This is a genomic window from Streptosporangium album (genome assembly GCF_014203795.1).
Classification (GTDB): Bacteria; Actinomycetota; Actinomycetes; order Streptosporangiales; family Streptosporangiaceae; genus Streptosporangium; species Streptosporangium album.
This window is the reverse complement of the sequence record NZ_JACHJU010000001.1, coordinates 582,512-595,159: the sequence shown is the minus strand read 5'-3', so window position 1 is coordinate 595,159 and position 12,648 is coordinate 582,512. Positions and strand designations below refer to the sequence as shown.

Genomic DNA, 12,648 nt, shown 5'->3' with positions numbered 1-12,648 from the left:
GGTCGTGGGGAGTCAGCGCAAGGTCCATGAGTCATCGTGGTGAGTGGTCCCGGCGGGCAGGACTCCGCTCAGGTCCCGTCCCCGCTGGACCCCGATAATCCCCGCGAATGGTGTGCTGTGGCCGCCGCCTGGCTGGGCCGCGGCCGGCCGGAGAGCGCGTTGGAAGCCGCCCGCCAGGCGGTGGACCGTGATCCACAGGCCGGATCCGGGACCGACTGGGGATACCGCCTCGCCAGCCTCGCCTTCGAACGGCTCGGCCGCGACGCGGAGGCCGTGGCCGCCGCCGAGGAGGCCGTACGGCTGGCCCCTGGTTCCTGGGCCGCGCGGCTCCGCCTCGGCGCGGCTCTCCGCCGGGTGCCGGGGCGTTGGCGGGAGTCATGGGCCCAGGCGACCAGGGCCGTCCGCTACGCGCCCGAGGAGCCCGATCCGCACGTCCTCATCGGTGATCTCGCACTGCTGCGCGGCGAGTACCGCCGTGCCGAGGCCGCCTACCGCAATGCGCTGCGCCATCCGGACGACCATCCGGGCGCCAGGATCAACCTCGGCCTGACCTTCCTGCGATGGGAACGTCCCCGCGGCCACCACGACCCCGCCTGGCCGGTCGACCCTCACGAGACCGGCAGGGCCAGGCGGGCCATGGAGGTGTGGTCCCGTCAGGTCCGTGTCCTTCTGGCCGTGTCGCTCATCGCGGTCGTCGCCGTGGCCCTCGGGGCCGGCACGGCCGCCGAGGCCAGGATCGGCGGCGGGGCGATGATGGCCGCCGTCATGGTGATCACCCTCCGGCAGGCCCACCGGGTCAGGCTCTGGTCCTACGTTCCCGGCATGCTCTCCCGTGATCCGTGGCTCGGCATGTCCGTCTCGATCGCCCTGATCGCCGTCGCCGCCTACGTCGCGGCGGTCGCCACCCTGCCCCGGGCGGCTCCTCTGCCCACCTTCGGCCCGGCGCCGGAACCGGTGGGCGGCGTATGGACGGCCCTCGCCGCGCTGGTCATCTTCAACGGCGCGGTCGTGATCGTCCTACGCGTGCTGGTCGAGGCATGGCGGGGACGGCCGGTCAGGGCGCTGGCCGAGTTCACCGCGGTCCACAAGGACCGTACGGCCCGCCGGGACATCGACGTGACCCTCTGGCTGGTGGCGGGCCGGGCATGGTCGGCACTGGCCCTGATCGCGGGGGTGACCGTCATCCTGGACGAGCCGGGGTGGGCCTTCGCCGCGCCTGCCGTCCCGCTCGCGCTCGGCTGGGTGCGCGCCCGCGGCGGGCTTGCCCCCTGCCTGCACCAGGTGCTCGCCATGGACCGCTGGCTCAAGGTGGCACTGGCCTTGCTGGTAGCCGCCTCCCTGGCACTCGGCGTGGCGGCGGCCTTACCTGCGCTGGGATTTCCCGGAGTGATGGGCGACTGGTCCCTGCTGACCGGGATCGGGATGCTGGCCGTGCTGGTGGCGGTCTTCGCCGCGAGGTCGGCGTGGGCGTGGTGGCGAGGGGTGCCGGGGCCGTGGCGGGCATCCCTGATCATGGGTGAGAGCGGTGGTTGCCGTCTGCCCGGTGACATCAGGCCCCCGGTGGGGCTCAGCGGGGAGGTGAGGCAGGCCTTCACCCACGCCCGCGAGGTGGTGCTCGCCTACGCCGACCCCACCGGGCCGCGAGCGCTGGCCGTCGGCTCGGTCAGCTCGGTCGGTCCGGACGGCGAACTCCGCCTGATCGCCGGCAACGACGCGTGGGAGGCCGCCGAGCGCGACCCCAGAGTGGCGGTGTTCGTCGCGGATCCGCTGGACCGCCGGTTCTGGGCCGAGGTGCGGGGCATCGCCGTCGGCGACACCGAGGCCGCCGTGCTCCGGGTCACCCCCAAGCACGTCATGGTCGGCGAGTATCCCGGCCGCCACCAGGGCCGCCCGCGCCCCGGCTGAGAGGTCCGTGCTCCCTCTTTCCAGCCGGTGACATTCCCCTGCCCGATACCCGGCGCCGCAGTGGCCGGCGGTGACGGGCGAGCCCGCTCCGGCCGGTCGGAACGCCGTGCCGAGTGCCCCGGTGGGAGCGGAGCGTTTCCCGTGATGGGACACGTCGCCGGAATGTGATGCTCGGATCGTAGGGTTCATCCGGTCTCATCCGTTTATCTGATCGTGTCGTACGGCGGCGTGGCGCGTCGCCCAGGCACGCGCAAACGTCTTCCCGGTGCGGTATAACCGGGGTCGGACCGGGGAGGCGTGATGCGGGAGCCCGACAGGGCCCGGCCGGCGGGGCGCGCGGCGGCACGGGATGCGTTCGAACACGTCAGGCTGCGTTATTTCCAGCTCTCAGCGTTCCTGCGCAGGCTGATCCATGTCGTGCTGCTGATCGGCGCGGTCGGTCTGGCGCTGGGCATGGGCTGGTCGCCGTTCACCGCGTTCTTCGGCGCGCTCACGCTGCTCGCCTTCATGGCCCTGACGCTCCGCTTCCCCCGCGCCGCCGCGACCCTGGTGGTGGTGGCGGCCTGGCCGCTGCTCCTGCTGATCTTCCAGAGCCTGTACGGCGCACAGCCCGTCCCTCCGGCGGGGCTGATGTTCCTCGCCCTCCCGGTGGCCGGGATCGCCCACCTCATCCGCTGGGTCCCTCCATGGCTGACCACGCTCATGGCGCTGGCTCCGGCCGCCCTGGTGGCTCTCGTGCTCGCCTCGCTGTGGCCCGGCGGCGTCCTGTGGGCCGCGTACGGAGTGGCCGCCGCGGTGCTGGTCTACCGGTTCGTCCAGGCCCGCCAGGTCAGGGCCGCGCTGGCGGGAGAGGGACAGCCGGCCCGGCTGCGGGTCCGCGAGGGCGGGCAGCCGGTCGCCGCGACCGGCGAGCGGGCCGGGCCGCCCCCGATCTCGGTGGAGGAGGCCCTCGGCGAGCTCGACAGCATGATCGGCCTTGCTCCGGTGAAGGAGCAGGTGCGTTCCATCGCCGCCTCGATCGAGGCCTCGCGGCTCCGTAAGGAGGCCGGATACTCCACAGAGCCGCCGATGCGGCACTTCGTGTTCGTCGGCCCTCCGGGCACCGGCAAGACCAGCGTGGCCAGGACCGTCGCGAAGATCTTCTACGCGTTCGGCCTGCTGGAGACGCCGTACGTGGTGGAGGCCCAGCGTGCCGACCTCGTGGGGGAGTATCTCGGGGCCACCGCGATCAAGACGAACGAGCTGATCGACCGGGCGCTCGGCGGGGTGCTGTTCATCGACGAGGCCTACAGCCTGATCAACTCCGGCGACGGCCAGCCCGACCGGTTCGGGTCCGAGGCCGTGCAGACGCTGCTCAAGCGGGCCGAGGACGACCGCAACCGCCTGATCATCATCCTGGCGGGATACGAGAAGGAGATGTCCGCCTTCCTGTCCTCCAATCCCGGCCTGTCCAGCCGGTTCGCCAGCCGGGTCCGTTTCCCCAGCTACGCGCCGGAGGAGCTGCTCCAGATCACCGAGCTGCTGCAGCGACGGCGCGGTGACCGGATGGCCGGGGACGCCGGACCCGCGCTGCTCGCGCGGTTCGAGGATGTGCACCGGCGCGCCATCGTGGACGAGCTGGGCAACGCCCGGTTCGTACGCAGCCTTGTGGAGGCCGCGGCCCAGGCCCGGGATGTGCGGGTGGTGGGCGCGGGCGGCTCACCCACCACCGAGGACCTGGTGACCACCTCCGCGCAGGACGTCGTCAAGGCCTTCGGCGAGCTCACCGTCCGCTTCCACGCCTACCAGGCCACGCCCACGTTGGAGGAGGCGCTCGCCGACCTCGACCGGATGGCCGGCCTGGAGCCGGTCAAGAGACAGGTCCACGCGATCACCGCGCAGCTCAGGGTGGCCAGGATGCGCCAGGAGCGGGGCCTGCCGACCCCGCCTCAGATGCGGCACTTCGTCTTCGCCGGGCCGCCTGGCACCGGCAAGACCACCGTGGCCCGCATCCTCGGCCGCATCTTCGCCGCGCTGGGGCTGCTCGCCCAGGCCGACGTGGTGGAGGCCCAGCGGGCCGACCTGGTCGGCCAGCATCTCGGGGCCACCGCGATCAAGACGAACGAGCTGGTGGACCGGGCGCTGGGCGGGGTGCTGTTCGTCGACGAGGCCTACAGCCTGGTCAACTCGGGCTACGCCGGGGGCGACGCCTTCGGGGCCGAGGCCGTGCAGACGCTGCTCAAGCGGGCCGAGGACGACCGCGACCGGCTGGTGGTCGTCCTGGCCGGATACGAGAGGGAGATGGACGGGTTCCTCGCGACGAATCCCGGCCTGGCCAGCAGGTTCAGCCAGCGCGTGCTGTTCCCGTCCTACACGCCGGGCGAGCTGGCCGAGATCGCCGGGCTGCTGGCAGAGCGGGCGGGGGACCGCTTCGACGAGGCCGCCCACCGGGACCTGACCGAGGTCTTCACCTGGGTCTGTGACGAGGGACTGATCGACGGCCTCGGAAACGGCCGGTTCGCTCGCTCGCTGTTCGAGCGTGCCGCGATGCGCCGTGACGTGCGCCTGGCCGCGCTGGGAGACGGCACCGCCAGTGCCGCCGACCTGACCACGATCACCAGCGCCGACCTGCGCGCCGCCGTGGACGAGCTCGCCGGTCGATGACCCGCGCGGTGCGCGGACGGGTCCGCCGGGCGACGACCTGAGCGTGCCCGCCCCGTCACGGGTGACCCGTGTGCCGCCCGGTGGACCTCCGCGGTGAGGGCGGCGGACACAGCCCTTGACCGAGATCGCACCCCTGATTGAGGACTCTCTGTAGTTGTTCGGGCGCAAGATGTAGCAGGATGGCCACCGACAGCAGGGACCTCGGAGGGGAGACGATGGCGGGATTCCTTCTTCGCAGGCTGCTCAACTACCTTGTGCTGATCGTCGTCGCCACAAGCCTGGCCTACATGCTGGCGGCCGGCGCGCTCGATCCCCGGTCGAACTATGAGGGCCGCAACCCGCCGATCCCCCCGGCGGTCATCGACGCGCGTCTCACCGAGCTGAACCTGAACGACAGGACCCCGCTGTTCGAGCGCTATCTGACCTGGGCGGGCGGCGTCGCCCACGGCGACTTCGGCAAGACGGTGACCGGCGACTCGGTCAGGGACGACCTCGCGCGGCGGGCCGGTGTCACCCTGCGCCTGATCACCATCGGACTGGTCCTGGGCAGTGTCGCCGGCGTGCTGGTCGGTGCCTGCGCGGCGGTCAAGCAGTACGGCGTGTTCGACCGGCTGGCGACCGGTGTCTCCTTCGTCGTCCTCGCGGTCCCCACGGTCGTGCTGGCCAACATCCTCATCATCGCCGGAGTGTGGTTCAACGGACTGGTCGACGCCCAGGTGTTCCTGGTCAGTGGTGAGGCCTCTCCCGGGCTGCAGGGGGGCTTCCTCGCCCAGCTGGCGGACCGGGGCCGGCATCTGGTCCTGCCCACGCTCTCGCTCTCGCTGGGGCTGATCGCCGTCTACAGCCGCTACCAGCGCAACATGATGCTCGACGTGCTCGGGGCCGACTTCATCCGCACGGCCATGGCCAAGGGGCTGCGCCGCCGTACCGCGCTGATCAGGCACGCGCTGCGCACGGCGCTGATCCCGGCGGTCACCTACTTCGCCTTCACCTTCGGTTCGCTGCTGGTCGGTACGACCTTCACCGAGAAGATCTTCGGCTGGCACGGTATGGGGGAGCAACTCGTCAACTCCATCTCCACCAACGACGTCAACACCGTGGCCGCGATCAGCTGTTTCGCGGCCTTCGCGGTGCTGGTCGCCTCCCTGGTCTCCGACGTGCTCCACGCCGTCCTCGATCCCCGGGTGCGGGTGGGGTGAGCGAGAAGATGACCATCGCGGACGAGGAGCTCGCCGAGCAGGGGACGGCCGTCGGCAGGATCAGGGCGCCGTCACGGCTGCGGGTGGTCGTCGGCCGCTTTCTCCGTTCTGTCCAGGGCAGGATCGGGGCCGCGCTGCTGGCTCTGATGTTCCTGCTGGCGTTCGTCGGCCCCTACCTCGGCAGGTGGAGCTACACCGACAAGGACTTCATGGCGTTCCTGCAGCCACCATCCGCCAAGCACTGGTGGGGCACCCTGCAGACCGGTGCCGACGTGTACGCGGTCACGTTGCGCGGCATGCAGAAGTCGCTGGTCGTGGGGCTGCTCGCGGCGGTGGTCGGCACCACGCTGGCAGCCGTGGTCGGCGCCTTCGCCGGATATTTCATGGGCTGGGCCGACAGGACGCTGACCTGGGTCACCGACCTGATGCTGGTGCTCCCGGCCTTCCTGATCCTGGCGATCATGTCGCCGCTCTTCGCCGAGGGCCAGTGGGTGCTGTTCGTGTTCGTGCTGGCGCTCTTCCTCTGGATGGTCACCTCGAAGATCGTCCGGAGCATGACCATCTCGCTGAAGGAGCGGGAGTTCATCCAGGCGGCCAGGTTCATGGGTGTCCCCCCGGCGACGATCATCTTCCGGCACGTCATCCCGAACATGTCCTCGCTGCTGGCCGTGGACGCCACGCTGAACGTCAGTGCCGCGATCCTCACCGAGACCTCCCTGTCCTACTTCGGCTTCGGCATCCAACCGCCCGACGTCTCACTGGGCAGCCTCATCGCCGACGGTGCCAAGACGGCCGTCTACGCCCCGTGGACCTTCTGGTTCTGCGCCGGACTGCTGATCGTCACCGTGTTCGCGGTCAACCTGGTCGGCGACTCCCTGCGTGACGCCTTCGACCCCACCGCGAAGAGAGGTGGACGATGAGAGAGTGTGACGAGCGCCGGGCGGGCACAGGAGCCCGGCCCGGCAGGGTGGACCTGACCGACCCGGTTCTCGAGGTGACCGACCTCAACGTGACCTTCGGCTCCGGTCCCGACGCGGTGCGCGCCGTCCGCGGAGTGGGATACACGGTCCGTCCGGGCGAGGTGCTCGGTGTCGTCGGCGAGTCGGGGTCCGGCAAGTCGGTGACGTCGCTGGCCGTGATGGGCCTGCTCCCGCCGCACGCCCACGCCACCGGCTCGGTGCGGCTGCAGGGCAGGGAGATCCTCGGGGCGTCCGAGAAGACTCTCGCCGCGTTCCGGGGCAAGACGATCTCGATGATCTTCCAGGACCCGCTCTCCGCGCTCACCCCGGTCTACCGGGTGGGTGACCAGATCGCCGAGGCCGTGCGGATCCATCAGAAGGTCACCAGGGGGCAGGCCGCGGAGCGGGCCGTCGAGCTGCTCGACCTGGTCGGCATCCCCAGCGCCGCCCAGCGGGCCAAGGCGTTCCCGCATGAGTTCTCCGGCGGTATGCGCCAGCGGGTGATGATCGCGATGGCGATCGCCAACGATCCCGATGTGATCATCTGTGACGAGCCGACCACCGCGCTCGACGTCACCATCCAAGCCCAGGTGCTGGACGTGCTGAAGAGGGCACAGAACGAGACCGGCGCGGCGATCGTCATGATCACCCACGACCTGGGGGTGGTGGCCGGGTCCGTCGACCGTGTCCTGGTCATGTACGCCGGACGACCCGTCGAGATCGGGTCGGTGGACGAGGTCTATTACCGCACGCGCATGCCGTACACCATGGGTCTGCTCGCCTCGGTCCCACGCTTGGACCGGGGCGCCGGGCAGCCGCTGGTGCCGATCGAGGGCAATCCGCCGTCGCCGGCGGCGCTGCCACCCGGCTGCCCGTTCGAGCCGCGCTGCCCGATAGCGGTCCCGGCCTGCACCGAGGCGGAGCCGCCGCTGGAACCGGTGGGTTCCCCCGGCCATCTGGTCGCCTGCATCCGCTCGGCCGAGATCGAGGCGGAGGGCTGGTCGCCCACGCAGATCTACCGGGCGGGGACCGGTGGCCCGGACGCGCGCGGGGCCGAGCCGCCGCCGGTACGGCCGCCGCGCGACGAGCGTGACGTGGTGCTGGAGGTCAAGGACCTGATCAGGCACTACCCCCAGATGAAAGGGACGATCTTCAAGCGGCGGATCGGCACGGTCCACGCGGTGGACGGCATCAGCTTCGACATCCGCCGGATGGAGACATTCGGCCTGGTCGGCGAGTCGGGCTGCGGCAAGACGACCACGCTGATGGAGATCCTGGAGCTGGCCAGGCCGCAGAGCGGCACGATAACGGTGCTGGGGCGCGACACGGCGAGGCTGGGCGCCCGCGAACGGATGGCGATCCGGCGGGACATGCAGGTCGTCTTCCAGGACCCGCTGGCGTCGCTGGACCCGAGGATGACCGTTTACGACATCGTCGCCGAGCCGCTGCGCACGCACGGGACCAGGGATCCGGGCCCGAGGGTCCGCGAACTGCTCCATCTCGTCGGCCTCGACCCCGGCCACGCCGCCCGCTACCCGCAGGACTTCTCCGGCGGGCAGCGCCAGCGCATCGGCATCGCCCGGGCGCTCGCGCTCGAACCCCGGCTGCTCGTGCTGGACGAGCCGGTCTCGGCGCTCGACGTGTCCATCCAGGCAGGTGTGATCAACCTGCTGGAGGGCCTGAAGAACCGGCTGGGCCTGTCCTATCTGTTCGTGGCGCACGATCTGGCCGTGGTCCGGCACATCGCCGACCGGGTCGCGGTCATGTATCTCGGCAAGATCGCTGAGATCGGGCAGGTCGATCTGGTCTACGAAACCCCGATGCACCCCTACACCCAGGCGCTGCTGTCGGCGATCCCACTGCCCGATCCCGACAGGGAACGCTCCAGGAGGCGCATCCTGCTCGAAGGCGACCTGCCCAGCCCGGCCAGCCCTCCCTCCGGCTGCCGCTTCCACACCCGCTGTCCCAAGTTCAAGACCCTCGACGAGACCGGCCAGGCGCGGTGCGTGAACGAGGAGCCCCAGGTCCGCTGGCTCGAGGAGGACCACGGCGTCGCGTGTCACTTCGCCGAGAAACTAAAAGTCGTATAACCAGGAGGAACCGTGATATCAATCCGGCGCGTGGGCGCGTTCGTCGCCGCTCTGAGCGTGGCCGGCTCGTTGGCCCTGGCCGGCTGTGGCAGCCAGGGCGGGAGCGGGGGCGGCCCGAGCGGCGGAGACGAGTCGTCTGCCGGTTCCGCCTCGGCCGTCAAGGCCTACGACATCAACCCGGTCGCCCGGGACCGGGTCCGGGACGGGGGTCTGCTCCGCTGGGGGCTCAACGAGTATCCGACCAACTGGAACCTCAACCAAGTCGACGGAAACCTGGCGACGGTCAAGAAAGTCATCGACGCGCTCATGCCCTCGGCCTTCCGTTCCAACGAGAAGGGAGAGATCTCCCCGAACACCGACTACCTGTCAGAAGGGAAGGTCACGGCTGACAGGCCCAAGCAGGTCGTCAGGCTGACGCTCAACCGGAGCGCCCGATGGTCCGACGGCAAGCCCATCACCTGGGAGGACTACAAGGCCCAGTGGCAGGCGATGAACGGCAAGAACGGCGACTACCGGGTCGCGGGCACCACCGGCTACCAGGACATCGAGAGCGTGAGGAAGGGCAAGGACGCCTACGAGGTCGTCATCACCTTCGCCAAGCCCTTCGGCGACTGGCAGTCGCTGTTCGGGCCGCTGTACCCCAAGTCGACCAACGCCACCCCCGCCGGATTCAACGACGGCTGGCTGAACAAGATCCCGGTGACCGCGGGTCCGTTCAAGTTCGCGTCCTTCGACCAGACGGCCAAGACCATCACCATCGTCCGGGACAACGCCTGGTGGGGGGAGAGGGCCAAACTGGACAAGATCATCTACCGGGTGCTGGAGAGTGACGCGCTGGTCGGCGCCTTCAGCAACGGCGAGCTCGACACCTTCGACGTCGGCCCCTCCGCGCCCGACTACGCGCGGGCCAAGAGCACTCAGGGAGCGATCGTACGGCAGGCGGCCGGACCCGACTTCCGGCACATCACGATGAACGGCGAGAGCGCGGTGCTCTCCGACGTCAACGTCCGCCGGGCCATCGCGATGGGCATCAACCGCCAGGCCATCGCCCAGTCCGAGCTGCAGGGCCTGGACTGGCCCATCGTCCTGCTCAACAACCACTTCTTCATGAACACCCAGGAGGGCTACCAGGACAACGCCGGCGAGATCGGCGTCTACAACGTCGAGAGAGCCAAGCAGCTGCTCGACGCCGCCGGCTGGAAGCTTTCGGGACAGACCCGCAAGAAGAACGGACAGGAACTGGCCCTGCGGTTCGTCATGCCGTCCGGCCTGCAGCTCACCAAGTCCGAGGCCGAGATCATCCAGAGCATGCTGTCGGAGATCGGCGTCAAGGTCACCATCCACGCGGTGCCCAGCGACGACTACTTCACCAAATACGTCATCCCCGGCAACTACGACATCACCGCCTTCGCCTATGTGGGCACGCCCTTCCCCGTCTCCAGCGGTTACGGCCAGTACGCCAACGCCACCAAGGACTCCAGGGGGCAGCTGCAGTGGAACGCCAACCTCGGCCGCATCGGATCGCCGCAGATCGACGCCGCCATGAACAAGGCGACCGCCGACCTCGACGGTGTCCGGGCCATCGCCGACACCAACGCCGCCGACAAACTGATCTGGGAGGTGGTGAACGTGGTGACCCTCTACCAGCGCCCGCAGAACGTCGCCGTCAAGGACACCGTCGCCAATTACGGCGCCCGAGGTTTCTATGACCTGAAATATCAGGACATCGGCTTCGTGAAGTAGCCCGCATCCGCCGAAGAGGCTCTCCGGAGATCGAGACCCCCCGCCCCGGCGAGGTCGGCGGGGCCCTGTGGCAGGAGCGCACCCTGGTCAAGACCTGGACGGCGCGCGGCACCCTGCACCTGGTCCCCGCCGACGAGCTGGCCTCCTTCACCGCGGTCCTGGGCGCGTTCCGCAACTGGGAAAAGGGGTCGTGGCAGCGTGGCCACGGCGTCACCGCCGCCGAGGTCGCCGCCATCCTCGACGCGGTCCCCAGAGCGCTCGACGGCCGCGTGCTCACCCGGGAGGAGCTCGTGGGGACGGGGTCATCGACGTCACCGGTGACGACCACCTCAGGGAGCCGCTCACCTCCGGCTGGGGCGCCCTGCTCAAGCCGCTGAGCTTTCTCGGCGAGCTCTGCTACGGGCCGCCGGCTGGATCTCCCCGGTCGTGGTCCACCAGGGCCGGGTGGCCGGAGTCTGGGAGGCGAAGAGCGGCAAGGTCACCGTCGACCTCCTGGAAGACGTCCCGGCTGCGGCCCTGGCCGCCGAGACCGAGCGGATCGCCGGCCTTCTGGCCTAGGTCATCCGCCGGGGTGCCGGACGAGACGGAAACCGACCAGGTCGCCGGGGCGGAGCTGGGCGGCTCTGGAGAGGTCGGCCGAGGCGAGGACGGAGATGACCGGATAGCCGCCCGTCGGAGGGTGATCGGAGAGGAAGACGATCGGCCGTCCGTCGGGCGGCACCTGGAGGGCTCCGGTGACCATGCCCTCGCTGGGCAGTTCCCCCTCACGGGCGCGCTCCAGGCGGGCGCCCTCCAGCCGCACGCCGACCCGGTTGCTGTCCTGGGCCACCCGGTACGGCTGCGCGCACAGGGCGGCCAGCGCGCCGGGGACGAACCAGTCGTCACGGGGACCGGGCAGGACCCGCAGCACATCCGGCGGGGTCGCACGGGGCGGCGCCGAGTCCACCGTGATGGGGGGCAGGCCATCGGTCGGCCCCACGGGCAAGATCGTGCCGGGGCGCAGCGGAGGAGGGCCCAGGCCGGAGAGCGAGTCGGTCGACCGGCTCCCCATCACGGCAGGCGTGTCGATGCCGCCCCGGACCGCGACATAGGTCCGCAGACCGGCGGAGGGGGTCGCCATGCGGATCTCGCCGCCCGCCGGCACCCAGAACGGCGCGGCCATCCCCGGCGCGGCCGTCCGGCCGGACCACAACGCTTCCAGCGGGCAGGGGGCTCCGGTGACGGCGGCCCAGGCTCCGCGGATGAAACGCAACCGGGCGCCGCCGAAGGTCAGCTCGATCCCGGCGGCACTCTCCGGATTACCGACCAGGCGGTTGCCCAGCCGCAGGCTCGGCGTGTCGGCGGCACCGGAGCGGGGCACGCCGAGGTGGCCGTAGCCGGGACGGCCGAGATCCTGCACAGTGGCGTACGGGCCCGGCGCGATGACCTCGATCATGAATCGGTGACCGCCTGGAAACGTACCCGGGTGCCCGGGGTCAGGACGGCGGGCGGATCGGCGGCCACGTCCCACACCGCCAGCAGGGAGCGCCCGAGCAGCCGCCAGCCTCCCGGCGAGGCCGAGGGGTAGACCGCCGAGTAGGGGCCGGCGATCGCCACGGCTCCGGCCGGCACCGCGGTCCTGGGAGTGGACAGCCGGGGTACGTGCAGCACCGGGTCCAGCCCGATGAGGTAGGCGAATCCGGGGGCGAAGCCGAGCCAGCCCACCACGAGATCCCGGCCGGTGTGCCGCTCGACGACCTCCCGCGCGGACAGCCCGCTCAGGGCCGCCACATCGTCGAGATCGGCGCCGTCGTAGACCACCGGGACCGTCACGGTCCTACCGGACGCGGGGGCGGCGTCGCCGGTGTCGCGCGCCGTGGCCAGCAGGAGGGAGAGCCGGGAACGGAGCCGGGACAGGTCGGCACCCGGCGCGGTGACGAGGACGGTGGCCGGGCCGGGCACGATCTCGACCACCCCGGCCGGACGACGGGTCCGCAGAAGGGCGTCCAGCCGGTGGGAGACCTCCAGCGAACCGGTCTCCACCAGCAGGGCGTGGTCTCCGGCCTGGCGGATCACCACCTCGCGGCCGGAGGTCCCGGTCCGGGAAGGTGTCATCCCCTCCTCCACAGG

At 70.7% G+C, this 12,648-nt stretch carries 10 protein-coding genes; 8 read left to right on the top strand and 2 right to left on the bottom strand.

Annotated elements, in window-relative coordinates; genetic code table 11:
• The first annotated feature begins 36 nt into the window (after nt 1-36).
• The 8 genes from FHR32_RS02700 to FHR32_RS45710 all read left to right on the top strand — a co-directional run bounded on the left by FHR32_RS02700 (nt 37) and on the right by FHR32_RS45710 (nt 11,097).
• Nucleotides 37-1,905: a CHAT domain-containing protein gene (locus FHR32_RS02700; RefSeq protein WP_184752669.1), complete on the top strand. Its 1,869-nt coding sequence runs from the start codon at nt 37-39 to the stop codon at nt 1,903-1,905.
• Between the two features lie 300 nt (nt 1,906-2,205).
• On the top strand, nt 2,206-4,548 hold the full coding sequence (locus tag FHR32_RS02695; RefSeq protein WP_184752667.1) for an AAA family ATPase: 2,343 nt from the start codon (nt 2,206-2,208) through the stop codon (nt 4,546-4,548).
• A 215-nt stretch (nt 4,549-4,763) separates the two neighbouring features.
• On the top strand, nt 4,764-5,747 hold the full coding sequence (locus FHR32_RS02690; protein ID WP_184756326.1) for an ABC transporter permease: 984 nt from the start codon (nt 4,764-4,766) through the stop codon (nt 5,745-5,747).
• A gap of 8 nt (nt 5,748-5,755) precedes the next feature.
• Entirely contained in the window at nt 5,756-6,667 is a 912-nt protein-coding gene (locus FHR32_RS02685) for an ABC transporter permease (protein WP_184756327.1), read from the top strand.
• Entirely contained in the window at nt 6,664-8,796 is a 2,133-nt protein-coding gene (locus tag FHR32_RS02680; protein ID WP_184752666.1) for a dipeptide ABC transporter ATP-binding protein, read from the top strand. Before FHR32_RS02685 ends, FHR32_RS02680 begins: the two co-directional genes overlap by 4 nt.
• Before the next feature lie 12 nt (nt 8,797-8,808).
• Nucleotides 8,809-10,539, top strand: a complete 1,731-nt coding sequence (locus FHR32_RS02675; RefSeq protein WP_184752664.1) for an ABC transporter family substrate-binding protein — start codon at nt 8,809-8,811, stop codon at nt 10,537-10,539.
• Nucleotides 10,512-10,916 carry a DNA glycosylase AlkZ-like family protein gene (locus FHR32_RS02670; protein ID WP_312882635.1) on the top strand — a complete coding sequence of 135 codons (405 nt, stop codon included), beginning with the start codon at nt 10,512-10,514 and terminating at the stop codon, nt 10,914-10,916. The genes FHR32_RS02675 and FHR32_RS02670 overlap by 28 nt, the downstream gene beginning before the upstream one ends.
• A 49-nt stretch (nt 10,917-10,965) precedes the next feature.
• Nucleotides 10,966-11,097, top strand: coding sequence for a hypothetical protein (locus FHR32_RS45710; RefSeq protein ID WP_281390821.1), 132 nt, complete (start codon nt 10,966-10,968; stop codon nt 11,095-11,097).
• A 1-nt stretch (nt 11,098) separates the two neighbouring features.
• On the opposite strand, the gene FHR32_RS02665 is transcribed toward FHR32_RS45710, so the two are convergent.
• Together FHR32_RS02665 and FHR32_RS02660 are read right to left on the bottom strand one after the other, a co-directional pair.
• Nucleotides 11,099-11,974 (bottom strand): 5-oxoprolinase subunit C family protein, encoded by an 876-nt coding sequence (locus FHR32_RS02665; RefSeq protein WP_184752662.1) that lies wholly within the window; start codon nt 11,972-11,974, stop codon nt 11,099-11,101.
• Entirely contained in the window at nt 11,971-12,633 is a 663-nt protein-coding gene (locus FHR32_RS02660; protein ID WP_184752660.1) for a 5-oxoprolinase subunit B family protein, read from the bottom strand. Before FHR32_RS02660 ends, FHR32_RS02665 begins: the two co-directional genes overlap by 4 nt.
• Between the last annotated feature and the right edge of the window lie 15 nt (nt 12,634-12,648).